The sequence below is a fragment of the Pedococcus sp. 5OH_020 genome (assembly GCF_027812955.1).
Taxonomy (GTDB): domain Bacteria; phylum Actinomycetota; class Actinomycetes; order Actinomycetales; family Dermatophilaceae; genus Pedococcus.
The window spans coordinates 268,458-291,116 of the sequence record NZ_JAPYZV010000007.1; the positions used below are offsets into that span (position 1 = coordinate 268,458).

Below are 22,659 nucleotides of genomic sequence, written 5' to 3' on the forward strand. Positions count from 1 at the left end.
ACTCTCACGTGGACGCCGGTCCGTCATGCCGATCAACGTGCGTCATATCGGCACCCCTCTGATGTCAAGAGGCGGGTTGGAGCGGCCTTGAGTCAACGGTCTTCCGCGTCAGTACGGGCGCGGGTAGCGTCGGGTGTGCGGGTCCGGGAAGTGGCTGATCCGAAGTGCCGGTGTGCGGGTGCGAGCCGGCCGCGCTGGATTGATGTGACGCCCCGCGGTGCCCTCCCGGGCCCGCCTCCACCTGCTCGCCCAGGCCGGCTCTGGCGTCGATGAGGAGCTGGCGATAGATGGCGTCGGAGATGCGTCGCTCGAGGCAGCGCATGGCTTCTGCTCGGGTCTTGGCGGCGGCGAGCTTGCGCCGGTAGTAGGCCCGGCCGGGAGTCTCGAGGCGGATCTGGGTGGCCGCGGCGATGTGGATCATGTGGTTCATCCGCCGGTTCCCGGCCCGGGAGAGTCGGTGTCGGACGATCTCGCCGGAGGATGCCTCGATGGGTGCGGTACCGGTCCAGGAGGCGAACCGGTTGCGGTTGGCGAACCGGGCCACGTCGCCGACGTCGGCCAGCACGCGGGCCGCGACGACTGGGCCGACGCCGGGAAGTTCCATCAGGGTGGATCCGCGGGCCAGGACCAGCGCCTTGAGCTCCTTGGTCAGCGACTTGATCTTCTTCTCGATGCCGACCAGGTCGGTGAGCTGCTCGGCGGCGAGGCGGCGGCGGGTCTTGCCGGCCAGGTCCCGTGGCCGTACCGAGGCCAGGATTGTCTTGGCCTGCAACGCGGTGAGGTCCTTCTTCGCCTTACCGGGCCTCAGTTCCGAGAGCAGCCGTTGCAGCCGGTTGACGGCTTGGACCCGTGCCCGGGTGAGTTCCTCACGGCGGTCGGCCAGGATCCGCAGCACCTCGAGCTCGGCGTCATAGGACAGCACGCGCAAACCAGAAGTGCGGACCGCGACCACTGCCACCGCATGCGCGTCGTGGGCGTCGGTCTTGCGGTTGTGACCGGTGTCGAACAACCGGGCCCGGGCCGACAGCTTCGCCGGCACGTCGACCACATGCTCGCCGTTGGCTAGGAGCCGTTGCGCCAACGGTCGGCCGGCGCCGTTGCTGCCTTCGACCGCCCAGACCCGCTCCGGCCAGGCGTGGACGTGCTTGCGCATCGCGGCGTACCCGACCTTGTCGGTGCCGAACCGACCCGTCGCCACCACCCTCTCGCGCTGGTCGACGACCCCGATGAACACCTTCGCCATGACTGCCTCGCTTCGCGCCGTTGTCGGTTTGAGAACGCCGGGCGAGCATTGCTACTGAGAGCTGGGCAGACCCCTCTGGAGCCACGCGCCGACACGGCGCCCGATGGGACCGCAAACCGATAGAGAGCCACACCAACAAACCGGTGGGCAGCCGCGAGGAGAGCAATCCCGCCGAGCACCTGGACCGAGTCTGGCCGGACACCGGTCCTGCCGACAATCGTCAAGTAGCCGCCATAACCCGCCCACCGACGTCTGACTGACCCGGACGTTCTCCATCTGATGGCCAGTTGCGAATCCAGTCGAGGAAGGGCCGCAGCGGTCCTCTCCGTTTCCGGAGTGCGAGCAGGATGCTGCTAAGAGTCGACGATCTCGCCAGTGCCGGTATCGATGGTCTGGCCGTCGACGACCCGGAGCCGTGGCGGCGTGCTTTCGTTGCTCGTTGACGGCGGGCTGTGGTGTGCGGCATCTTGGTCGAATGCCTGCGCGCGTTGGGTCGTGGCGGGTTCGGCCAGGTGGCGCGAGTGGCGGCCTTTGGCTGGCCACTGCTGGTGTCCGTCTTCGCAGTGGTCCTTGACCCTCTGACGCATCCGGTCGATGAACGCGGGGAGGGCGTAGCGGTGCCATTCCTCGAGGGCGTCGCTGCCGAGCGCCAGCGCGGCTCGTCGACGTTGGTCTGCCAGCACGGCTAGTTCACGCACCAGGTGCTCGTGTTGCGGCCAGCAGTGTGGGACGACACCGACGACGTCCCACACGTACTCGCTGTTGAGCCAGATCGTGAAGGCGTCAAGCCAGTCCCACAGTTCACGGCGCAGCTGCGGACGCGTGAGGCTGTCCGGGTCCCAGGGCCGAGGGAGCATTTTGAGGCTGCCCAACGCTTTGCGCTGCTCGTCGGTCCCGTTGAGGGCGAGGTCGAGTTCCCGGTACGCCTGCTCAAGCTGGCGCCCAGGGTGCGGGAACGTGGCCACCATCGGGCCGGGTGTCGGGTCCGGGCTGCTCTTCGGGTTCATGCTCGTCTCCGTCGTCAAGTCAGGTCGTTGGACAGGCCCCCTCGGCGAGCCTCGACGAGTGCGGCGGTGCGGCGGACATCGACCGACACGGTGGTGTGCCGGCTGCGCCCGAGGAGGGTCCTCGCCTGCTCCTGCTGCGCCAGGAGGCGGCGGCCGGCCCGTCCGTCGATGCACCGGGTGAGCCGGGCGATCATGGGTTTGCCGTTCTCGGACACGACCAGGGCGTGGCGTTCCTTCAGTTGCCGTACCTCTGCGGCGGTGAGGATGGGGATGTCCTCCGCGGTGGTGGTGCGGCCGCCCATCTGGCCGCTCTGCCAGCTGGTCCGCGAGATCCGCACCGGCCCTAGCAGGTCGGAGATCTCCTGGTTGAACGCGACGTCCTTCGAGCCGCCGAACAGGATCAGGTTGTTCGTCAAGCCGAGCAGTGTTTGAGCCTCTTGGTCCCCGAAGATCGCGGACAGCTGCGGCCTGGTCTGCGCGGCCCAGATGAACGAGATGCCAAGGGCGCGCTCGTTGGCCATCCGGGTACGCAGCGTCGGCAATGGCGCCGTGGAGGGCAGCTCGTCCAGGCAGGCCAACATGGGTGGGCACAGCCGACCCCACCGCGACGTATTCGCCTCGACCAATGCGGTGTCCAGCACGTGCTCCGCCACGGCGGTCATCAGCGGAGACGCGCTGGCGTATGGGTCCTCTCGGCCGAGCAGGTAGATAGTGCCGCCACGGCGGATCACGTCGACGATGTCTGTGGCGCTGCGTCCCGGACCAGGAACGCACCGACGCCGGATCGGCTCTTGGAAGAACAGGCTCAGCGCCTGCTGCACCGTGGTGATCGTGTTACCGGCGGTGCGATCATCCCCGTGCAGAGCCCCATGGAGCAGGCCGTGCCAGAAGGGGGCAGCGTGAGGGTGCTCGCGCAGGATCTCGGTGGGGTCGGTGGCGCTCAGCGGGTTGGCCACCCAACGGAGCACGTCCTCCAGGTCCCGCCCGGTCAGCGCCGCGGCGTGAAAGTAGGCCTGGATCACCTTGGCGGCCTCGGCGGCGTAGAACCGGGCAGCGTCGTCGCCGTGCCCGCCAGCGACGGCCCCCTTCACGGTGCCCGCGGTGAATGCCTTGGCTCGGCGCTCGGCGACCATCGGGTCGACACAGCCGTCGATCGGATCCCACACCAGCTCCGGAAGACCGACCGCCAGACCGAACGGGTCGAGCACCACGCACGGTCGCTGCTCATCCTCCTCCGCCCGCGGCGCCTGCCTGGCGGTGATGCTGAGCAGCAGGTCGTCGACCTTGGTGAGCGTCACCAGGGCGGCTCCGGGTGCCCGCAGGAGAGCGGGGATGAGCAGGTCGAGGGTCTTGCCGCTGCCCTGCGGGCCGATTACACCGGCGGTGCGGTCCCACGGCACCCACAGCTTGCCGCCGCGCGGCTCCTGACCGTTGCCCAGTCGCCACCCAACCTGTTCGGGACGCAACGGTGCCCGCCGGCGGTCGCCTAGCAGCGCCATCTCAGCGTCCCTTCCCGTAGAGATCCGGCCGGACGACGGCGCCGACCTTGCGCAGCCGGCTCCGGCCGAGCAGCCGTTCGGCTTCCTCCCGCGTAGCCATGCCTTGGATTCGGCCGGGCCCCCACCGGCCGAGACCGACCTTGGCCACCCGGACGGTCAGGGTGAGGACCACCGCCTCGACTACGGCCACCCACACCCTGACTGCCGTCGCCCCGGCCAGGTGGGCGGCCGTGCCGCTGAGGCCTGCGCCGGCGTCCCCACCGAGCACTGCGGGCACGCTGGTGAACAGCGTCTCCCGGGAGGGCAGGATCAGCCCCCCTCCGGCGACGAGGTTGGCGCACGCTCCCCCGGCGTGGATCCCCAGGACCACCAGAAGGACCGTGGCGACGACTGCCGCCATGGGGATCTCCCAGGTGAACGGGTAGGGGTTGGTTCGTCGTGCTCGCTGCATGGGCTGCTTCCTTCCTGCCACCCAATGCCCGGGGGCGGCCCTGGGTGGTCACACCTGCGACATGCCCGCGCAAGCGTCCGCGCGCACGGGACGTTCGGCCGTCAGGCGGCCGTCCGGGACGGCTGGTCGGAGACGTTGCCGACCCGCCAGATTTCGAAGATGTGCTTGGTGGCCGCCTTGCCGGCGTAGCTGCCGTAGGTGACGCCGTCTCGGCTGTTCATCGCCTCGATGGTGGACTGTTTGCTGGGGTCGAAGACCAGGGCCACGTGGCCGATGGTGTTGGGCCCGAGGTAGGAGTCGTAGAAGATCAGGTCGCCTGGTCTGGCCTGCTGGGGGTCGACGCGGAAGCCATTCCCGGCGGCGAGCCAGTCGCGTTGCGCTTGGGCTGTTCTGGGCGTGGTGATGCCGATCTGGGCGTAGGCGGCCTGGGTGAACGAGGAGCAGTCCCAGGCATTGGGTCCGTTGGCGCCCATGATGTACCGGTCGCCGAGGTGGCTGGTGGCCCAGGTGAGGACGACTCGGAGGCGGTTGCTGGTCAGCGGTGGCAGGCTCGGGTTCCCGTGTCCCGGCCCGCATTCGGTCGTGCTGCCCAGCACGGTGCCGCTGCCGTAGGCCGCGGCGTAGTACAGGACGTCGTTGACGTACCAGTCGGCGTGGTTGTAGGCGAAGATGGCTGCCCGAACGCCAGCCGGACCGTTGGTGACGCCGGACTGGGTGAGGTAGTTCGCGGCCGACATGGCGTTGTCGGCGTCGTTGGTGATGTCCGCGCGGCCGTCGCCGTCGCCGTCGACCCCCATCGTGGCCCAGGTGGCGGGCATGAACTGCATGAGGCCCTGAGCTCCGGCGGAGCTGGTGCCGGCGTTGCGGCCGTGGGCGGTCTCCTCCATCCCGATCCCGGCCAGGAGGGCCCACGGGATCTTGTACCGGGCGGCGGCCGCGAGGTAGTCGCTCTTGACCTGGGCGGGGATTGGTTGCGCCGGGCTGTGCAGAGACGCCTGCCTGGGCGTGCCTGGTGGCGGCAGCCAAAAGCCGACCCCGCCCTCCTCGACCGCCTCTCCCGGTGGTGGCGTCCAGGTGCCCACTGCCTGGCCATTGAGCGGCGCACCGTGAGCCAGCATCCACGGCACTGGGTCGACCGGCTTCCCGCCGACCCGGATCTCGACGTCCAGGTGGTCGCCGGTACTGGTACCGATCGAGCCCTCGACCCCCAACTGCTGGCCGCCGGTGACCGTCGCGCCGACGGTCACGCTCACGGAGACCAGGTGGGCGTAGCGGCTGACCACCGCTGCCCCGGTGGGGTCGTCGACGTGCTGGACGTCGACGACGTTGCCGTACCCGCCCATACCGCCTGCGAAGACGACCCGTCCCGCCCCGATCGCCACCACTGGGCCCGGTCCCGGCTGTGACACCAGATCCTGCCCCGTGTGCAGGCGCCAGTCGTGGTAGATCGGATGGAACTCTTGGCCGAAGCCGCGCTGGCCCACGGTGTAGGCCTGCGCGAACGGGGGCCGCCAGGCGCCGGTGACCGACATGACACCGGCACAGGCGATCGTGCGCAGCTGCTCTGCGGCCGCCGGTGCGCTCACCGTCATCACGATCAGGGCGACGGCCACCGGCAGCCCGAGCACCAGCAGCAGTGCTGGGATGAGGAACAGCGCGATCTTCTTCATGGGGTCGGCTCCGGTCAGCCTTGGTCAGGCAGCGCCGGCGATGGCCTGGTTGGTGAAGGTGAGTTCGCGCTCGACCGGGTGCAGCACGGTCTGCACCTTGTAGTGCTGCTCCCCCACGCACCACAGTGCCCGGCCTTTGCCCTGCATCGCCCACCCGGTGACCAGGTCGCGGGCCATCGGACCCAGCCCGAGCATGTTCTCCAGCTCGCGGGCCACCCCCAGGTCCTGGCCGTGCAGGATCTTCACGTCGGCCAGGTGCAGCAGGTCCTTGGCTATGGCGACGGCCTGGGAGCCGGTGTCACCGGCTGAGAGCAGGTCTGAGGGCTTGTGCGCGACGGCGAACTGGACGTCCCCGTCGCGGCGGGACAGGCGCAGGTCGGCGTCGAAGGACTTGACCGCCTCCGGCCCGAGCCGCAGCTGCTTCCACGACTCGTCCCGCACGACCACCCGCAGATCCTCCGGTGCTGCCATCTCCCGCATACCTCGACCCCATGAGTTCAGGCAGGTCAGCGCGATCCCGATTGCTCATCCCCCAGTGCCTCGAGCCGAGACAGGCTCAGGGACTGGATGGGGGCGGACCAGTCGACGTCGATGGTGGTGTGGTCGTCGAACAGCCCGGCCAGGGCGCCGCCGACGAGCTGGCCCAGGGCGTCCCGCAGGAGCCTGGTGTCGTCGAGGAAGTGCCGCTCGCCGGCGTACCGGCACTTTGCGACCAGGTCGCCGGTGGGGTTGTCCAGCAGGTGCCACAGGGCGGGGATGGTGGTCTCGGTCAGCTGGGACTGGCCGTGGGCGTACCCGGTGAGGGTTTGCAGGGCTGCCTTGACGACGACCTCGTCGGTGGGTCCGAACGGGACCCGCTCCTCGCCGATCCGTTGGCTTCCGACAAGGCCTCGCACCAGGGTCAGCCAGCGACCGAAGACGACCGCCGCGCGGCCTTGCGCCTGCGCGGCGTCCAGCTGCTCCCACCCCTGCAGGAGGGGCCCGAACGCCAGGGGGTTGATCCGGGTGGGCAGGCCGTGCCCGATCGCGAATGGTTCGACCCCGAAGAACCGGCACAGCCCCTCGTACTCGTCCTTGGGGTCGCCGAGCACCAGGATGCGGTAGCCGAAGTCGGTCATCCGCAGGCAGAACGCCTTGGTGGTCGCTGACTTGCCGCGGCCGGGTTTGCCGAAGCTGAAGATGTTGGGGTTGGTGACCGGGACGTCGTCGTCGAGGATCCACCCGTTGGGGTCGGCGTAGAACGCGCCGCCGGAGAGCATGTCGATGCCCATCTGAGCACCGGTCGGCGGGAGGCCAGGGGTGGAGATGAACGGCCAGAGCACCGGCGCCTGGTCGGAGGTCATGCGCCAGGCCGAGACGGGCGCGGGCGCGGGCGCCCAGCCGCCGCCGGCCCTGCGAGGCCCTCGCCGTGACGCGTGCCGGAACAGCCGCGCCTCCCTGGCGCCCTGCTGCACGGGCGGCACGCAGGGCAGGTCGTGGCCGAAGTCGGCCAGCAGCCGGGAGACGGTGCGGCCCCCGTTCGGGCGACGCGGCGTGCGGGGGGATCCGCTCATCGCTCAGTCCCCCTTCCGGGTGAGGCTGACGCCCAGCGGGACGGTCGACGCGGCGAACGCCACGTCCTGGGCCAGGTCCAGGCGCAGCGGCGCGAACCCGGCTCGGCGGACGGACGCATCGAGCCGCCGCCCGAACTCCGCCACCCTCACGGTCTTGGGCACGGTGACCGTGCACAGGGCGTACGGGCGGATCAGGGAGTTGCCGCGGGCGAGTTTGCCGTCCAGCCGGCGCACCTTCTCGGCCTCGTCCCTGGCCTTGGCGTTCTGCTTCACCTTCACCTTGGCGCGCAGCTCCTCGCCGATGTCCGCGGCCCACTCGCTGGTGGCGCTCTGCCGGCCGGCCGCCGACTGGCTCAGGATCGGGTAGGCCACAAGGAAGGAGCGACGCTCCCCCGGCTCGGTCGGGGTCAGCACCGGCAGCAACGCACCCATGGCCGCCCCTTTGACGGGGAGCTTGATGGTGGAGCTGATGCTGTTCCACGCGTCGTGGCTGTAATGCCGGGCGACGAGGTCGGCTCCAGAGGGTCCCGCCAGCGCCCACGGGATGTCGGCGTTCACGCCCGGATCGCTTTGGCGGGCGCCGAGGGCGTCGATGATCCCTGCCCGATCCCCTGGGGCAAACCCGGTCCGGCAGGCCAGTGCGAGCTCGGGGCTGCTCAGCCACGTGACCCTGGTCATGCCCAGTCCGCCGCGCAACTGCGCCTCGATCTCGCCCAACACGCCGTAGATCACGCGGGCGCGCCCCTCGAGCCCGCCGCCGGACTCCTTGGCCGCCTTGCCCAGCCGTCCCTCGGGGATGACGACCGTCACGAAGGACTCGGTGCGCACGCTGGCTTTGGTCAGGGCCTGTTGCAGCTCGTCGTTGACCTGGCGGGCGCCCTGGGAACCGCCGGGCCGGCGGTGGCGGGCCAGCCACTGGTCACGCTCGGCACCGTCCTCGGGCACGGTGCGCACCAACAGCAGGATCTCGTCGATCAGCTCGGTCTGGGAGGCCATGTCGAGCAGCTCGCTCAGACCCCGGCCCTGCCGCTGCCGTTCCTCGATCTCCCGCAGCCCGATGCCCGGGTGGACGACGGCCGCGGTCACCGCCCACGTTCGGGTGCTGTGGTTCTGGATGATCGCCACCCGTGAGAACGAGGGCCCTTGCGGTGGTCCGTCGTGGATCTGCACGGCGTGCAGCGCTCCGGGCAGGTCTGCCTCCTGCAGGGCGTCCACCTGCCCTCGGGTCGCCTTGGAACGAAAGCGGGTCCACCCCGCCAGGCCACCGGTGGCGAACGCCAGACAGGCGGCCACCCAGCCGAAGGTGGACCGGCCCCGGACGGGGGTCACGGTGACCACGGTTATCGTGGCCCAGAGCGCCAGGAACAGCACCGCCGAGATCCAGGCGCCGGCTTGGACGGACCAGAACACCGGCATCGTCGAGCCGGCGACGACTGCCAGCTGCCACCCGGACAGCCCGAAGAACCACCCGATCCGTGCCCGGCTGTAGTCGCTGTAGATGACCGCCATGAGACTCTCCTCTGCTTTCGAACAATGGGATTCGGGTTTGGGTGGTCACACCGGGACGATCGGCACGGCTGCTGCGGCAGCGGTGGCCTCGCCCCCTGCGGCGCCCGCGCCACCCGCGCCACCGGCACCGCCCAGTCCGCCTGGGGAGCGTGTCGGCGCTGGCGGTGTCCCGATCCGCGGTGTCCCGATCCGCGGTGTCCCGATCCGAGGTGCTGCGGGGGAAGGGATGCCGCGGTCCGCCGTGGTGTTGGGGCCGGAGCCGTTGATCTCGGGGTTGTCGTCGTCTGCCTGCGTGCCGCCGCCGCGGCTTTGGCTCGACCCATACTTGGTCTTGCTGAAGTCAGGCACGTAGTTGTTGTGGCCGACACCCATCTGGTTGGTCACGTCGGCGGCCACCGCTGCCCCGCGCGGCCCGATGCTCTCCATGGCTCCCATGCCTGCGCCGACGGCTTGCCCGAGCCCGCCCCCGACCTGGCCCATCAGCCCACGCGCACCGGAACTGAAGCGCGCGCTGGTGGAGTCCTGCCCGGAGCTCTCACCCTGGGAGCGGCCGTTCGCGTCGGTCATCGACGCCGCCGCGGACCCGCCCTGCGCCTGACCCTGGCCACCGAGGACACCGCTGAGCCCACCTTGGGCGCCCAGACCGGCGCGCAGCGCGGACCCGGAGCTAGTTCCGGGGTCGACGAACGCCAAGAGCTTGAACAGCGCCAGGGGGCTGAAGCAACCGATGCAGATCAGGACCACGCCGGGCACGGCAGTCCCGATGGCTTTCTGCAGGTTGTCGGTCATTCCGGTGGCGACCCCTGAGGTCATCTGCACCCCGATGCCCAGCACCAGGACCATCACCACGGGTGTGAACGCCGCGGCGATGAACCAGCGCAAACTCTTCCAGAACCAGCTCTGCCCGGCGTCGCTGACCAGGCCCGCGGCGGCGATGGGCGTGGTCGCGGCCAGCACCAACAGCGCGCCCGCACGGGTGAGCATGACCAGCAGGTGTCCGATCGCGGCGAACACCATGAAGATCCCCATGAACCCCAGGACGGTGGCCACGGTGCCGTCGCTGATGTCCTGGGTCGAGATCTGGGTGCCGAGCGGGTCGAACTGGGCCCACTTGTCGATGTGCAGCAGCGTGGACATCAGGGCGCGGGTGAGTCCTCCGCAGGCGGCGACGACAAGCACCGCCAGGGCGATCCAGCCGGCCCACACCATCACGAACTGGCCCGTCCCGACCAGGACCCGCGCCATCGACTTGCCGTCCCGCCGGGCGGCGGTCAGCCCCAGCTGCACCATGGCCAGCAGGAGCATGAGCGCTCCGGCGATCCAGAACGTCATCTGGTACACCTGCGCACCGGCGCCACCCTCGCGCAGGTCGGGGACGGTGAACGCGTCGACGATCGTCAGGACCAGCTTCAACAGCCACAGCCCGGCGTTCCACAGGCCGAGCATCGCCGCGGTCCACCCGTCGGCGACGACCTTGCCGGCGGCTGAACCGAGATAGGTGAACGGGTTGAGGAAGTCCATGGCGCTACTCCGTACTGGTCGAGGTGCCGGCCGCGCCCGTCTCGTCGCTGCTGGCCCAGGTTCGCCACCCGGCCTTGAAGGCGATGTCGGTTCCCGGCCACGTCGAGGGTGCGGCCGCGGCCGGCGCGCCGGGCGCGATCATCCAGCGTCCGCCGTGGCCGCCCCTCCCTGTCGGCGTGGCGTGCCATTGCATGCGTTCGCAGTAGCCGTAGCCCATGCGGGCCTGCACGGTGATGGTCGCCCGCACGTCCAGCAGGACACAGGCCAGCGCCCAGTCGGGCCCGTCCGTGGCCTTCACCTGCCCGGCCGCCGGGATCGCGGTCACCGCGACCGTGGAGTCCTTGCTCTGCCCCTGCCCCGCGCTGGCGAGGAAGGTCTGGACGTTCTTGGTCAGGGCCCAGCCGGCCACGCCTGCCCCGCCTGGTAGCGCCCATTGTTCGTAGACCTGGTTCGCCTGGGGTATAGACATCCCCTGCAGGACGGTCGTCTCGATGGCGGCCAGCTGGCCGACAGCTCCCTCGGGTGTGCGAGGAAAGCCGGTCGGTACCTGCGCCGGTCCCAGGCTGGTGGCCGCGGGCACGTCGATGACCGGGCCGGCGACCGCGGCAGGGCCGCCGCGCCTGGCGTCGTCCGGGGCCACCTGCAGCATCGGCGCTGCGGCCACCTGGTCGCGGTAGGCCGAGTGGGTCCCGGTGGCCACCGGCATCGGCGACGCCGACCATGCCGCCGAATGGGGCGTCGACGTCGCGTCTGCGCTCGGCAGGCCGTAGTAGAGCGCCAGGGCGAGGCCGGCCACGAACAGCAGCGCCGCACCGACCGCGGCCGCGAGGGTGGCCAGCAGGCGCGGGCGTCCCCACCCGCCTGTGGCGTTGTTCTGGCCGACGCGGCTCATCAGATACACCCAGCGCCGGTCATGGCGCGCACGATTCCCGGCAGGACCAGGTAGCCGATCACTGCCAGGAACACGACGACCACGCCGACGATTCCTGCCTTGGACGCGTGTGGCATGCCGAAGATGCGGCCCGCGACGATCGCGCCGATGCCGACGACGACGCCGAGCACGAACAGGATGATCGTGCCCCACAGGACGTAGCCCATGAGCTGGTCGGCGTAGCGCTGCGCGCCGGGCGGGGCGACGGGGCAGACCCGCGGGAGGGTGGCGAACTGGCGGGTGAGCGCATTCATGACGGGTTTCCCTTCGTGGTGGCTACGGCGACGCTGGCGCGGAGCACGTGGTCCGCTGCGGTGAGCAGTCGGGTGGGCAGGGCTTGCGAGTCCAGGCCCCGCACAGCGAGGCCGCGGTCCAGTGGGATCAGGTGCATGGCCCCGCGCTGGTCGAGCTTCCGGGACAAGGCCCCGAGGCTGTGCTCCAGGCCCCGGGGCCACTTGCGCCGCGGTGGACCGAGGACGGCGCCGATGACATGTGTTCCCTCCAGCAGTGCCAGCGCCCCCTCCAGGCGCCTGAGGCCGGGGATCGTGGCGGTGGTGACGGCCACGACCTGATCGGCGTGGGACACCCGGTCGGACAGCCAGCTCGGGCTGGCCAGAAGCTGTCCCAGCTCCCATCCGACGTCCAGAACGGTCAGGCCGACCGCCGGTGCAGCGTCGGTGGGTCGTGGCACTTCGTTGGGGCTGATGAAGATGTCGCTGCTGCGCTCGAGCAGGACCTCGCCTCGGGTGCCCTGTAGCCATTGCGTGGGGTGCCGGCCCAGCTCTGCGGTGGAGGCTGGTGCCAGGCCGGAGGCCGTCACCGTGCAGCACTCCACGACGCGGGCGCTTCCCACCCTGGCCACGACGGCAGCGGTGGCCAGGCTCAACGCCATGATGGTTGCGCCGACCGATCCGGCGCACCCGATGATGGGGAGTACGGCCTCGTGGGGCTCCCACAGCCGCCCGCCGGCTTCATGGCTGCTGGGTGTGGTCAGTCGCTGGCTGGCCCCCGGGTGACGGCGGAACTCCCCGGCCGCAACAGCCAGCCACGCGCGCCTTAGCTCCTCAACGCTCACCGCGGGTCGCGGGAGTGCCGGATGGGTGGTCAGTGAGGTCACTGGGAACTCCCCTGCCCCAGTGCCAATCTTGTGGCCTCGGGGGAATCGCGCAGGCTGGGGGCGTCCAGTCGGGACAGCGCGGCGCGCGCAGCCTGCACGTGGTGCAGCCGGTCCACGCATCCCGTCCGCTCGGCACGTGCCTTGCCCTCGCTGTTGGCCATGGCGAACAGGCGTTGGAGCTCGGTCGCGACGGTCATGGTCATCACCTCGCGGCCCAAAGCCCGCCCGCTGCGTGATGGTGGACACCTCACGCCGAGGCCCGCTGGTAGGTGCCGCACACAGTGCGCAGCGCAGAGACCGACCGGGCTGCGCGCCGGCGGATGGTCCGGGCCGAGACGCCGCGGTCTGCGGCCACGGCTTCGGAGGCTGCCGGCGCCATCAGGCCGGCATGGCCCCGACCCGAGCGGGCGGGGCTGGCCAAGTCCGCTGCGAGGGCCAGGCCCAGCAGCAGCTCACCGTCGTCCTTGGACAGGGCATCCTTGCTCATTGCGAGCTCGAGAATGTCCAGCAGCTCCTCTTCGGCCGTAGGGCCTGTCGGGTGGGCGGCCTCGGTCCACACCTGCGCGGAGGGCGGGAACGGGATGGTGCGGTCGCCCAGGTCGGCTATCCCGAGGTCGCGCATCACCCCCTTGCGCGTGTTCATCAGGATGTTGGCGGCCACCTTGTGACCGCGCTGCCACGGGAAGGTCCGGGCCTCGATCCACAGCTGGGCCGCAAGGATCTCGTCGATCCGACGGCTGAGCCGCCCGAGACGGAACGCCAGCAGGCTGGCACCGGGCAGGAGCACCCAGGCCAGCGCTCCGGTCGCGGCGACGTCATCGCCACCGTCCCGCGCCGACAGTTGGGCCAGGGCCAGCAGGACACCGTCCGCTTCAGCCCAGTCGGCTGCCCGCAGCCAGGCCGGGAGATCCGCCAGCTCCTCGACGACGAGCAGCTCTTCGTGGGAGAGCTGCCATCGCGACCAGCGCTGCCCGGCCACGGCCAGGATCTCGCTGTCGAGGTCGGCCAGGCCCAGGTGTGTTGCGACACTCATCTCGAATTCCTTCCGCCGTGTGGACACGGCAGGAAGGTCTCGGTCAGGCGTCCCCGGACTCGTCCCCGTCCGTGGGCAATCAGGAGGGGGTACGTGTCCCGTGATCGGGGGTACGACCCGCGTGGCCTGCAACGATGCGTTGTACCCCAAGTCGCCAACGTTTCTCGTGCACCAGGCCTTGCGCTCCCTTGGCGGCGGCCAAATGAGGATGGAGCGATGTCGGTCGCGAAGGGCACACCCGAGAGCACCGCCGCCCTGATGTTCCCCCTTGGGAGAGGCGACCTGTCGCCCACCGCCGGTCGGCCTCGGCACTCCCGAGTTTCTCGTGACCGTGCGCGTCATTCCTGCAGCCAAACCGCGACTCGCACTCTTAGACGAGCGGGCACCCAAGCTGCCCCTGCCATCCGCGGTCGAGCGCGGCTGGGCTCGGCTCGGCCGGCGCTTCGAGCGCGCCCCACCGACATCGGGGGGACCTGATGCCCTTCGGCTCCAAGACCGAGGTCCTCGACGCACCGAACTCATGGCCGATACCGTCACCGGACTGGCCGCCTTAGAAGACCCGCTACCGCTCCTATTGCGGGGTTCTACTGAGCGGCCTCTCGGTCACTAGATGGAGACCGCCTAACGCGTACGGATCAGCCCAAGATCGGTTGACGAGCATTGGCGGCAGAAAGGGACGCCTCCATCCGTTGAGGCTCAGGGGCATGGGGCAGCGAGGTGAGATGGCTGTTCCATTGCGTCATCGCGGCTGCACCCAGTCGAGCGGGTCGCCGGCGCCGTAGAACCAGGGAAGGGAGCGAAGCTTCGTCTTGTCGGGGTTGATCATGTACCAGTGCGGCAACGGCTCGTCGCCGCTGAAGTGCGAGAAGACGATTTGCCCGCTTCGGAGCCACGTGGCGGCACCATCGCCGCGGGGCCAGTCGGTGAGCTGGCGGACATCGGATCCATCGGCGTTCATCACGAACAGGTCGAAATCCCCGGATTGCCAGGAGCTGAAGACCAGCTGCTTTCCGTCTGGGGACCAGGCGCCGATGTGGTCACCGCCGCTCCCGCGTGGGAAGACGGGCGTCGGGAAGGTCAGCTGCCGCCGGTCGCTGCCGTCGCGGTTCATCGTCCAGATTGCCCAGTTGCCGTCGCCGGAATGACCGCTGTACGCGATCCGTCGCGAGTCGGGCGACCAGGCGAGGCCCTCTTGCACGGCGTCGAATGCGGGCTCGGCGAGGTCACGGAGGTTCGTGCCGGCGGGGGTGACGAGGTGGATCGACTCGCCGTGCAGGTCGCTCTGCAGCGCGCTGAACGCGATGGCGCGACCGTCGGGCGACCAGCTCGGGAAGAGCCCCCCGCGCGGGGGGTGCACGGGGTGCTCGTGTCTCGTCTGCACGTCCACGACGAAGATCCCTTCGAGCCCGATCCCGCGCGTGTCGGGTAGGTAGCGGCCTCTCGACGTTCGGAAGACAATCGAGCGGCCGTCCGGCGAGAGTTGCGGGTCGAAGTCGAAGCCGGGGCCGGAACGGGTGACGCGTCGCCGCCCGGTGCCGTCTGCGTTCATCACCCAGATATCACCGTCGCGGGTGCTGTAGGCGACGATGCCTCTCAGCCCCGACCGCTCGGCGGGTGGGATCGCCCCGGTGGGTTGGGGCGTTGGGCTGCTGGCAGCCGTCGAGGGCCGCGGCGAGGCCGTGGATGGTTTCTGCCCGCTCGGAGTGGACGAGGCGGTACACGCGGTCACGACGAGGATCACCGCGACCGCGACGACGCAAAGCCTGTTCCATCCACGCCCAGGGCTGGGTTCAGGGCTTCGGGAAGTCATGACCTCTCTTACGCTCCCACCACGGGTCTCTGTATGCGACCAAGCGGCTCGCTTCACCACCGGGAGAGCGAAAGCGAGATTGCGCGGCCTCAATCCTGGGGTTCCATCATGTCGTCAGTGACAATCTAGGCCGTGCCCGTCGCCGCTACATTCTGGGCGGAAGCGACGCTGGTGGGGCCAGACGCTCTTTAGACGCCGGCGACGTAGGCGGTCAGGAAGTGGACGCCGTGTCGGTCGAGGTTGCCGCGGGCGCGGTCGTAGTGCTCGGTGGTGCGTGGGTCCGCGTGTCGGGCCAGGATCTGGGCGTCCCGCAGGGGGACGCCGGCGTCGAGGGCGTTGGTGATCGCGGCGTGGCGGAGCGAGTGCGGGCTGATGTGTCGTGGGATGGCTGCGGCCTTGGCGATGCGGACGACCATCCGGTAGGCGTCGCGCCGGTCGATGGGGTTGCCCGAGACCGGTCGCAGGATTAGCGGTCCCGTGGTGCGCTGACCGCGGCATGCCTCGAGAACGCGCAGCACCGGGACCGTGAGAGGCATGGTGGCGGGCTTGTTGCCCTTGCCGGCCAAGTGCAGAACCCTGTAGCCGCGCAGGGTGTCGGCGTAGTCCTCGATCCTCACCGCCGCGGCTTCGGAGGCGTGACGCGTTGATGCCGAGCAGGTAGGCCAGGGCGCCGTGGTGGACGGTCAGGGTCTGGGCGACCTGGAGGAACCGGATCAGCTCGAGCCGGTCCAGGCCTTGGGTGCGGGTCTCGTCGCGGTGGATCTTGGGCAGCCGGGCGTACACGGCGGGGTCGGAGCCGATCAGGCCGTCGATGTGGGCGAAGCGGAAGTAGCCGCGGACGGCGTGCATCATCGTGTTGATGGACGAGTCCATCAGCGGCCGGTCACCGAGCCGACGGATGTACAGCTCGACGTGGGCTCGCTGGATGCCGACCAGCGGGTCCAGGCCGCTGGCCTCGCACCAGGCGAACCATTCCCGGAGCTGGTAGGCGTACAGGGCGTGGGTCCGGCCGGTGTAGCCGGCCAGGTAGGACACGGCCGCCAGATGCGCGGTCGACATCGTTGCCGGTTGGTAGGGCAGAAGGGGGGACGGAGCGGACACGGAGATCACCTCGTGCGGCGACCTGATGAACGGCCCAGGCCCCGCCCGCCGCTGACGCGACCGGGCACCTCGGGACCGCGTCGACGATAGCGGTCATCCATTGCGCGTCCGCAGGCGGCGAAGTGACGCGAGTCCCGGCCAGGGACTTTCGGACGTCCCGCCCCGCAGCGTGGATGGACCCAAAGGGGGTGCGGTATTCCCGGGTTAAGAAGCGCGCCATGACGCCAACCTGCGTGTCAGCCCGACAGCGTCAGAGCTGCAAGATCCGCAGAACATTCTCGTACGCCATGGCAACGCCTGTTGGGTCGTGCAGGTCTTCGGGCTTGTCGGTGGCGGCGTAGAACCGGGTCAACAGCGCGGTCGTCACGTCCGCATCAGTAAGGGCCACGCACAACTCTGAGATAACGATGTCGGCGTCGTGGTCATCCAGGTGGTCCATGGCAAGTCCGTTATGCAGCAGGGTCGCCGCTTCGTCGAAGATGTCGTGGATCATCGCCGGCTCCACCTGAGGACGCGTCTTCCCCACAGCGACGGCGGTCTCCCCGAATCGGTCGAACAGCTTGTCGCCGATCCTGCTGGACATCTCGCGAGCGTGACAGGGGTCCCCATGGACGGGCAACCGAATTAGCGCGCGCGAATGGCGGCAGGCCAGGTTGGGAGGGAGCGCCAGGATGCTGGGCTATGCCCGGTCGGCACCCCAGCGACCGAGTGCAACGATCGCCTCTCGCAGTGCGAGCCCGCGATCAGTCAGGGCGTAAGCCCGTGTGTTGTGGCGGAGAGGCAGACGGTACAGCACTCCTGCCGCTTCCAGCTCGCGCAGGCGGGTCGCGAGCATGTTCGTCGGCGCTCCGAGGTCGCGCTGCAGGTCGCCGTAGCGCTGCGGTCCTTCGAGCAGCCGCTCCACGATGAGCAGGGCCCAACGGCTTCCGACGATGTCGAGGGCCGCGGCGAGGTCGCTCACTCGGTTGGATCGGTGTTCGGCTTCATCCAGAAGGGCGAGTAGTGGTAGCCGTCGGGGTCGTCGAACTGGCGCTGGTACATGAACGGGTAGTCGTCGGTGTCACCGATCCGCCCACCCGCAGCAGCTGCGCGGTCGAGGAGCTCGTCGATCGCCTCTCGGCTGCCCAGGTCAAACGAGACCGTGACCTTCGAGGGGGTGTCCGGTCCGCCGACCAGCTGATCGACGCCGCCGATGCTCGCGTACATCTCACGGCTGCCGAGCATGAGGTACTGCTCGGGCGCGATAGCGAAGCACGACACGTTGTGATCGGACATCTCGCCGTTGAGCGTCCAACCGAGGGCGGTGTAGAAGGCGGTCGCGCGCTGGACGCTCCGGACCGGACAGGTGATGAAGAGGCTCATGTGGGCATACTTGCAAAATGCAAGTTAGCCCGTCAAGACCTGCGGGGTTGGCCGATGTCAACGAGCCCGTCCTTTACCATCCGCTGCTTCGAGATGTGCGATCCGGGGCCCCTTCCAACGACATGTGCTTACATCGAGTTCGAGGTCGTGTAGCACCGCCGAATCTTGGGACGTCCGCCGGCCCGCGGCGGTAGGCCGCAGGTTCTCTTTGCGTCGTCGCCGCGCCCTCGGCTGCTTTCGACCAGCAGCGTCGCCGATAATGGCCAGCCTTGAGCATCGACGTGACCAGCGCCTGCTGGGTGACGTGACCAGCGCCTGCTGGGTGGCGGCGCACCGGGACGCGTCGGTCGCCCAGGCCCGCCAAGGCCTGATGTGGATGGGCACCAGCCTGGGCGGCATCGCTCTCTGCGCTCTTCTGGTGGTCGTTCTGTGCCTGGTCCTCCGCCGTCCCGACACCATCGTCGCCGGAGGGCTCGCGGTAGCTTCCGCAGCCGCCGCCTCGATTGTGCTGAAGATGCAAATAGCGCGACCGCGACCTGGACCGCCGTATGCCGAAGTAGCAGCGGTGGGATACTCCATGCCCTCCACAGCGGCCGCACTGTGCACCGCCGGGCTGGTCGCGTTGCTCCTGCTTGTGTCGCCGAGACAACCCGTTGGCCGTTGGTCGCCATTGGGTTGACCATTGTCGATGCCGTGGTCGGCTTCGCTTTGATCTACCTGGGAGCGCACTGGTTCACCGACGTATGCGCAGGCATCCTGCTCGGTGGGCTGATTGGGGCTGCAGCGTTTCTAGCCACAATCAGAGTCCGTGCCAAGAACGGCACGTCCAGCGCCCTGACCTGACCTTCGACGCTCATTGGGCGCGACCACGCGGATCGCGGCACGAGCGGACGCTAGCAAGCGGCGCGACCGCGGAAGGTGGGGACGTTTGGGGAAGGAGGCCCTCAGAAGGCAGCCTGGCGCGAACCGAAGCCGATTCATGGCCCCCTGTATCAACGTGTGGAGCGAACGCCGAAATGGGGTGCGGTCATCGGCGTCTTGCAGCGATGATCATTGGATGGATCGCGACGGGGTTCTGAGATGGGTGGCGGAGTACGAGTCGTCATGGCGGACAGGGGATCTGCGCGCCGTGGAGGCGCTATTCACAGAGGACGCCCACTATCGACCGTCCCCGTACGAAGAATCGGAGATCGGGCACGACGCGATCAAGGCCTTCTGGCTTGACGATGAGGGCAAGGCCTTCAGTGTCGACTCATGGTTGTTCGCGGTCGACGGCGACCACGCCGCCGTGCGCGTCGACGTCCAGTATGGCGATCCCGTCACTCAGGAGTACCGCGACCTGTGGCTGCTGCGCTTTGCCGCTGACGGCCGCGTCGAGGACTACGAAGAGTGGTCAGATTGGCCCGGTCGTCCCACGTCCGCGGCCGACGCGGCTCGTACTCCCGAGTGAAGCGGGGTGTGACCGCACATCGGCAGCCGCCCATAAAGCCGGCATGAGGGGTGCGTCCCTACTTCCCGAGACGGTCCAGTTGAGCCAGGTCAAAGATGTCGATCGTCCGCAACTCGTATCCGGAGTGAAAGAGCCGCTGGGCTTCGGCGGAGATGCAAGGCACGCCGAACCTCCCTATCGACCCCGTTGTGAACCATGACTTGTCGAACTCGTGCCACCCTCCGCCGAGGGCGGCTTGGCGTGCGCTGCCGTCGGCGTTGATGACCAACGGATGGAGATCCACCCAACGACTTCCCTGGGCCACGAGTTCAACCCTGTTGGGTCGCCAGTCGGTATCGATGACGTAGCCGAGATCCTCCAGAGCGGCAAGCACGACGTTCTCGAAGCGTGCATCGAAGTCCACGTCGACATCTCGATGCGATCGTGTCTGGTGACACCAGGGCGTCCACTCCCCAGCCACCCTCGAGCCAGAACTGGCACCCGGTGGAGCGCATGGTGTCGAGGATCGGGAGCAAGTCGGACACGCCCATGCCTGCGTCGGTCGCCACGCCACCATCTTGCGTCATGTCCGCTCATCGGCATGTGAGTGCGTATGGGCGCCCGGCTGGCGGCGATGTGACTGTGAGGATCGCGTTCCCAGCCTGATGGTGCTGGGCTGTGGTTGGTGACCACGAGTGTGACCCACGGTGTGACTGGCTTCGTGCCCTGCTGCGACTTGTCCACGCGTGGTCGCCGACCCCGGCCCGGTTGGAGGAGCTGGCCTGATCAGGAGCTTGACCACCCGGTGTTAGCAGCGCCAGGCGTGTCTCATCACAGTCCTGCCGAGCCTCCGTCCCGGACCGGAACCACGTCCCATCCGGCGAAGGAGAGAACGCATGACCAGTCTGACCGATCTGCGTGAGGTGGTCGATGTCGTCATCGGCGTCGACACCCACGTCCACACTCACTCCGCGGCCGTGGTCGACTCCGCGACCGGTGGTGTCCTCGACGAGATCACCGTCGAGGCGACAACCGAGGGCTATGCCGAGCTGGTGGAGTTCGCCAACAACCACGCGACGTTGCGGGCCTGGGCGATCGAGGGGACCGGCGGCCACGGCGCCGGTCTGAGTCGTCACCTGCTGGGGGCCTCGGAGATCGTCATCGAGTTGGACCGCCCGAAGCGGGCTGCGCGCCGTAACGGGGCGAAGTCAGATCCGCTCGATGCGATCCGAGCCGCGCGTGAGGCGATGGCTCGACCCCAGCTGGGGACTCCCCGCAGCGGGGGCGAACGCCAAGCCCTGTCAGTGCTTTTGACCGCTCGCCGCTCCGCGATCAATGCCTCCACCGAGGCTCAGCTGCAGGTCTTCAGCCTGGTCATCGCCGCGCCCGAGCCGATCCGAGCCCGGTTCCGCGGCCAGAAGGTTGCCGCGATGCTCAACACGGCCGCGAACCTGCGCGTGCACTCCTCTTGGGACATCGAGACGACCAGCACCGTGGTGGCGTTGCGGGCGTTGGCTCGTCGAGCGCACGCGATGCTCAAAGAGGCGCGTGAACATCAGAAGGCCATCGTGACCATCATCCGCAGCTGGCGCCCCGACCTGCTCGAGCAGTTCGGCGTCGGTCCGATCGTGGCTGCGACGGTGTTGTGCGCCTGGTCCCACCCCGGCCGCATTCACTCCGAGGCGGCGTTCGCGATGCTCGCCGGCGTCGCACCGATCCCGGCGAACAGCGGCCAAGTCACCACCCGGTATCGGCTCAACCGGTACGGCGATCGCCAGCTCAACAACGCACTGCACACCGTGGTCCGGATCCGGATCCAGTACCAGCCAGCCACCCGCGACTACGTCGCTCGCCGCGGTGCGGAAGGCAAGACCAGCCGAGAGATCAAACGCTGCCTGGCTCGCTACGTCGCTCGCGACCTCTATCGGCTTCTTGAAAATACGGCCACAGCGGCTTGACGAAGCATAGGAGCGTCGCACATATCGCATGACGGAAACGCCCGCCTCAATAGTCGAGGCCCGGCAGGCGCTGGCCTCGAGTTCGAGAGCCCGCGCCTAGAAGGAGCGCGGCCGTTGCCGCTGCCTCGAGGCGATGGTCGGCGACGATGGCGTCCGGCTGTTCAGTCGACAGAGGTGTACTGCTTGTCATCGCCACGGGCGCCACCACCGACGCGGTGGCGATGGGACGTTGAACGGGGCGCTAACTCGTACCGTGACGGCTTCGAAGCGGTCGATGTCGAAGTAGGACAGGAAGCCATCCTTGATGAAGACGAGGTCGCCGGCACTCAGCGGGAGGATTCTGGAAACGGTTCGCCCGTGGATCGCCGTGGGCTCGTATGGGCGAATCAGGTGGAGGACCGCGCCATAAAGGTGTGGGTATTGGAGATCCACGACGAACCCTTCTGCAGGCGCCCTGCCGCGTTTCTGGCTAAAGATCGAGTGCGAGGCGTATTGGGCGCCGCGTTTTGCGTACTCGCGGCCAGCATGCTTGCCGTGCAGCGGGGGCTGTGTTCGCGTTGGCCGGTCGGATGAGTCACCGCTCAGGAACACGGCGTCCCTGTCGGTACACGGGTGCTTTGGCCACGGCGGGCCGAGCTCGTCAAAGTAGACGCGGCTCCCGCGCTCGTTCGAGTAGAAGAAGACTGGTGCTCGGCACACAGGGCAGGTGGCATTCGGCCGAGCCCAGCGCACGCTGTAGATCTGGAGGGGGATAGGCGCAGCGCGGGAGGTACGTAGGGTTCTCCGTCGTGGGGTCCTGGAGCCTGGGCTCCGGCCTCGACCGCCAGAGGTCGTGACCTGGTGCTTGGTGACCCACACCCTTCCCCCGCCTGGCGTACGGCGCCAGTGCCCGCGGCGACGATGCGTTGGCAAATTATCCCTCCCGTTGGGCCGGAGCTCGGGAAGTCCCGTGCAGCACTCGGCGCGGGCGCACCCGATATGCAGGCGATCGTATTCCCCAGAGACCGTCCATCCAGGAGTCGCAAACACGTGCACACGGCAAGCACGGCTCGACGATCAGCAGGTCGCGCCCCCTGGTTATGGACCGGTCGCGGATCCGGCGTTTGCCTGGACGTTGTCCGCAGCCCGTTGCGCATTGGAGCGGTTGTCGAAGCTCTCACCTGAGGCGGCGACCTTGTCGCTCGAGGCCCATGCCCGCCACCGCCACCTCTGGCCGGCATCCGCGTACAGTTCAAACCGCGCGGTGGCTGCGCGCGCTTTGAATGCCTCCGCTGCCCGAGTCGCGTTGGATCTGCTGGCGAACGATTCGCCTGCCCATGCCACCATTTCCTCGTTGTCACCGTATAGGCGCCAAGTTGGTTGTCCACCCGCATCGTTACTCACCGAAAATCGCATGCCCATCCCTAACGCCGGACTGCCATGAAGGGCACGACCTCGCCCGCCCTTCCCTGATAGCGGCAGTGTG

Annotated in this window: 23 protein-coding genes and 3 pseudogenes; 4 read left to right on the forward strand and 22 right to left on the reverse strand. The window is 68.8% G+C overall.

From position 1 onward, the window contains the following. Window positions 1-64: 64 nt before the first annotated feature. The 20 genes and pseudogenes from PHA84_RS14905 to PHA84_RS14995 form a co-directional block, all read right to left on the reverse strand. A complete protein-coding gene (locus PHA84_RS14905) occupies window positions 65-1,243 on the reverse strand; it encodes an IS110 family transposase (RefSeq protein WP_270888909.1) in 1,179 nt (392 codons plus the stop codon). Window positions 1,244-1,596: 353 nt separating this feature from the next. After that, window positions 1,597-2,250, reverse strand: a complete 654-nt coding sequence (locus tag PHA84_RS14910) for a hypothetical protein (RefSeq protein ID WP_270888910.1) — start codon at window positions 2,248-2,250, stop codon at window positions 1,597-1,599. A 14-nt stretch (window positions 2,251-2,264) separates the two neighbouring features. Beyond that, window positions 2,265-3,749 carry a type IV secretory system conjugative DNA transfer family protein gene (locus PHA84_RS14915; protein WP_270888911.1) on the reverse strand — a complete coding sequence of 495 codons (1,485 nt, stop codon included), beginning with the start codon at window positions 3,747-3,749 and terminating at the stop codon, window positions 2,265-2,267. Between the two features lies 1 nt (window position 3,750). After that, window positions 3,751-4,200 (reverse strand): hypothetical protein, encoded by a 450-nt coding sequence (locus tag PHA84_RS14920; protein ID WP_270888912.1) that lies wholly within the window; start codon window positions 4,198-4,200, stop codon window positions 3,751-3,753. A gap of 101 nt (window positions 4,201-4,301) precedes the next feature. Next, the gene (locus tag PHA84_RS14925; protein WP_270888913.1) at window positions 4,302-5,870 is read right to left on the reverse strand and encodes a peptidoglycan DD-metalloendopeptidase family protein; all 1,569 of its coding nucleotides are present in this window, start codon (window positions 5,868-5,870) and stop codon (window positions 4,302-4,304) included. A gap of 24 nt (window positions 5,871-5,894) precedes the next feature. Continuing rightward, complete coding sequence (locus PHA84_RS14930; protein ID WP_270888914.1) at window positions 5,895-6,341, reverse strand: hypothetical protein; 447 nt, start codon at window positions 6,339-6,341, stop codon at window positions 5,895-5,897. A 35-nt stretch (window positions 6,342-6,376) separates the two neighbouring features. Then, entirely contained in the window at window positions 6,377-7,423 is a 1,047-nt protein-coding gene (locus PHA84_RS14935) for a hypothetical protein (protein ID WP_270888915.1), read from the reverse strand. Between the two features lie 3 nt (window positions 7,424-7,426). Further along, entirely contained in the window at window positions 7,427-8,932 is a 1,506-nt protein-coding gene (locus PHA84_RS14940) for an SCO6880 family protein (protein ID WP_270888916.1), read from the reverse strand. A gap of 45 nt (window positions 8,933-8,977) precedes the next feature. Then, complete coding sequence (locus tag PHA84_RS14945) at window positions 8,978-10,453, reverse strand: type IV secretion system protein (RefSeq protein ID WP_270888917.1); 1,476 nt, start codon at window positions 10,451-10,453, stop codon at window positions 8,978-8,980. 4 nt (window positions 10,454-10,457) lie between these two features. Next, window positions 10,458-11,345: a hypothetical protein gene (locus tag PHA84_RS14950; protein WP_270888918.1), complete on the reverse strand. Its 888-nt coding sequence runs from the start codon at window positions 11,343-11,345 to the stop codon at window positions 10,458-10,460. Continuing rightward, the gene (locus PHA84_RS14955) at window positions 11,345-11,638 is read right to left on the reverse strand and encodes a hypothetical protein (RefSeq protein ID WP_270888919.1); all 294 of its coding nucleotides are present in this window, start codon (window positions 11,636-11,638) and stop codon (window positions 11,345-11,347) included. The genes PHA84_RS14950 and PHA84_RS14955 overlap by 1 nt, the downstream gene beginning before the upstream one ends. Then, a complete protein-coding gene (locus tag PHA84_RS14960; RefSeq protein WP_270888920.1) occupies window positions 11,635-12,501 on the reverse strand; it encodes a hypothetical protein in 867 nt (288 codons plus the stop codon). The genes PHA84_RS14955 and PHA84_RS14960 overlap by 4 nt, the downstream gene beginning before the upstream one ends. Continuing rightward, a complete protein-coding gene (locus PHA84_RS14965; protein WP_270888921.1) occupies window positions 12,498-12,698 on the reverse strand; it encodes a hypothetical protein in 201 nt (66 codons plus the stop codon). The genes PHA84_RS14960 and PHA84_RS14965 overlap by 4 nt, the downstream gene beginning before the upstream one ends. A gap of 50 nt (window positions 12,699-12,748) precedes the next feature. Then, window positions 12,749-13,534, reverse strand: coding sequence for a hypothetical protein (locus tag PHA84_RS14970; protein ID WP_270888922.1), 786 nt, complete (start codon window positions 13,532-13,534; stop codon window positions 12,749-12,751). A gap of 739 nt (window positions 13,535-14,273) precedes the next feature. Continuing rightward, the gene (locus PHA84_RS14975; protein ID WP_270888923.1) at window positions 14,274-15,086 is read right to left on the reverse strand and encodes a TolB family protein; all 813 of its coding nucleotides are present in this window, start codon (window positions 15,084-15,086) and stop codon (window positions 14,274-14,276) included. A gap of 446 nt (window positions 15,087-15,532) precedes the next feature. Next, window positions 15,533-15,967, reverse strand: a pseudogene (locus PHA84_RS14980) (tyrosine-type recombinase/integrase); the annotation flags it as partial. Between the two features lie 205 nt (window positions 15,968-16,172). Continuing rightward, a pseudogene (locus PHA84_RS20820) lies at window positions 16,173-16,403 on the reverse strand (site-specific integrase); the annotation flags it as partial. A 292-nt stretch (window positions 16,404-16,695) separates the two neighbouring features. Further along, a complete protein-coding gene (locus PHA84_RS14985; RefSeq protein WP_270888924.1) occupies window positions 16,696-17,028 on the reverse strand; it encodes a hypothetical protein in 333 nt (110 codons plus the stop codon). A gap of 96 nt (window positions 17,029-17,124) precedes the next feature. Then, the gene (locus PHA84_RS14990) at window positions 17,125-17,406 is read right to left on the reverse strand and encodes a winged helix-turn-helix transcriptional regulator (RefSeq protein WP_270888925.1); all 282 of its coding nucleotides are present in this window, start codon (window positions 17,404-17,406) and stop codon (window positions 17,125-17,127) included. Further along, window positions 17,403-17,807, reverse strand: a complete 405-nt coding sequence (locus PHA84_RS14995; protein ID WP_270888926.1) for a VOC family protein — start codon at window positions 17,805-17,807, stop codon at window positions 17,403-17,405. The genes PHA84_RS14990 and PHA84_RS14995 overlap by 4 nt, the downstream gene beginning before the upstream one ends. 259 nt (window positions 17,808-18,066) lie before the next feature. Here PHA84_RS14995 and PHA84_RS15000 point away from each other — a divergent pair, with 259 nt between their 5' ends. From PHA84_RS15000 to PHA84_RS15005, 3 genes are all read left to right on the forward strand, one after another. After that, window positions 18,067-18,486 (forward strand): hypothetical protein, encoded by a 420-nt coding sequence (locus PHA84_RS15000; protein ID WP_270888927.1) that lies wholly within the window; start codon window positions 18,067-18,069, stop codon window positions 18,484-18,486. A gap of 14 nt (window positions 18,487-18,500) precedes the next feature. Beyond that, complete coding sequence (locus PHA84_RS20825; RefSeq protein WP_442952906.1) at window positions 18,501-18,650, forward strand: phosphatase PAP2 family protein; 150 nt, start codon at window positions 18,501-18,503, stop codon at window positions 18,648-18,650. Window positions 18,651-18,864: 214 nt separating this feature from the next. Further along, window positions 18,865-19,257 (forward strand): YybH family protein, encoded by a 393-nt coding sequence (locus PHA84_RS15005; RefSeq protein ID WP_270888928.1) that lies wholly within the window; start codon window positions 18,865-18,867, stop codon window positions 19,255-19,257. 58 nt (window positions 19,258-19,315) lie between these two features. On the opposite strand, the pseudogene PHA84_RS15010 reads toward PHA84_RS15005, so the two are convergent. Continuing rightward, window positions 19,316-19,823, reverse strand: a pseudogene (locus PHA84_RS15010) (nucleotidyltransferase domain-containing protein). Between the two features lie 309 nt (window positions 19,824-20,132). Here PHA84_RS15010 and PHA84_RS15015 point away from each other — a divergent pair. Further along, the gene (locus PHA84_RS15015) at window positions 20,133-21,194 is read left to right on the forward strand and encodes an IS110 family transposase (RefSeq protein ID WP_270888930.1); all 1,062 of its coding nucleotides are present in this window, start codon (window positions 20,133-20,135) and stop codon (window positions 21,192-21,194) included. 1,077 nt (window positions 21,195-22,271) lie between these two features. Here PHA84_RS15015 and PHA84_RS20830 read toward each other — a convergent pair. Continuing rightward, window positions 22,272-22,595, reverse strand: a complete 324-nt coding sequence (locus PHA84_RS20830; RefSeq protein WP_442952907.1) for a YegP family protein — start codon at window positions 22,593-22,595, stop codon at window positions 22,272-22,274. Between the last annotated feature and the right edge of the window lie 64 nt (window positions 22,596-22,659).

Excerpts from the sequence above, each read along its gene's own strand:
- PHA84_RS14905 (WP_270888909.1), bottom strand. The coding sequence starts at position 1,243 with ATGGCGAAGGTGTTCATCGGGGTCGTCGACCAGCGCGAGAGGGTGGTG.
- PHA84_RS14910 (WP_270888910.1), bottom strand. The coding sequence starts at position 2,250 with ATGAACCCGAAGAGCAGCCCGGACCCGACACCCGGCCCGATGGTGGCC.
- PHA84_RS14915 (WP_270888911.1), bottom strand. The coding sequence starts at position 3,749 with ATGGCGCTGCTAGGCGACCGCCGGCGGGCACCGTTGCGTCCCGAACAG.
- PHA84_RS14920 (WP_270888912.1), bottom strand. The coding sequence starts at position 4,200 with ATGCAGCGAGCACGACGAACCAACCCCTACCCGTTCACCTGGGAGATC.
- PHA84_RS14925 (WP_270888913.1), bottom strand. The coding sequence starts at position 5,870 with ATGAAGAAGATCGCGCTGTTCCTCATCCCAGCACTGCTGCTGGTGCTC.
- PHA84_RS14930 (WP_270888914.1), bottom strand. The coding sequence starts at position 6,341 with ATGGCAGCACCGGAGGATCTGCGGGTGGTCGTGCGGGACGAGTCGTGG.
- PHA84_RS14935 (WP_270888915.1), bottom strand. The coding sequence starts at position 7,423 with ATGAGCGGATCCCCCCGCACGCCGCGTCGCCCGAACGGGGGCCGCACC.
- PHA84_RS14940 (WP_270888916.1), bottom strand. The coding sequence starts at position 8,932 with ATGGCGGTCATCTACAGCGACTACAGCCGGGCACGGATCGGGTGGTTC.
- PHA84_RS14945 (WP_270888917.1), bottom strand. The coding sequence starts at position 10,453 with ATGGACTTCCTCAACCCGTTCACCTATCTCGGTTCAGCCGCCGGCAAG.
- PHA84_RS14950 (WP_270888918.1), bottom strand. The coding sequence starts at position 11,345 with ATGAGCCGCGTCGGCCAGAACAACGCCACAGGCGGGTGGGGACGCCCG.
- PHA84_RS14955 (WP_270888919.1), bottom strand. The coding sequence starts at position 11,638 with ATGAATGCGCTCACCCGCCAGTTCGCCACCCTCCCGCGGGTCTGCCCC.
- PHA84_RS14965 (WP_270888921.1), bottom strand. The coding sequence starts at position 12,698 with ATGACCGTCGCGACCGAGCTCCAACGCCTGTTCGCCATGGCCAACAGC.
- PHA84_RS14970 (WP_270888922.1), bottom strand. The coding sequence starts at position 13,534 with ATGAGTGTCGCAACACACCTGGGCCTGGCCGACCTCGACAGCGAGATC.
- PHA84_RS14985 (WP_270888924.1), bottom strand. The coding sequence starts at position 17,028 with ATGTCCAGCAGGATCGGCGACAAGCTGTTCGACCGATTCGGGGAGACC.
- PHA84_RS14995 (WP_270888926.1), bottom strand. The coding sequence starts at position 17,807 with ATGAGCCTCTTCATCACCTGTCCGGTCCGGAGCGTCCAGCGCGCGACC.
- PHA84_RS15000 (WP_270888927.1), top strand. The coding sequence starts at position 18,067 with ATGGCCAGCCTTGAGCATCGACGTGACCAGCGCCTGCTGGGTGACGTG.
- PHA84_RS15005 (WP_270888928.1), top strand. The coding sequence starts at position 18,865 with ATGGATCGCGACGGGGTTCTGAGATGGGTGGCGGAGTACGAGTCGTCA.
- PHA84_RS15015 (WP_270888930.1), top strand. The coding sequence starts at position 20,133 with ATGACCAGTCTGACCGATCTGCGTGAGGTGGTCGATGTCGTCATCGGC.
- PHA84_RS20830 (WP_442952907.1), bottom strand. The coding sequence starts at position 22,595 with ATGGGCATGCGATTTTCGGTGAGTAACGATGCGGGTGGACAACCAACT.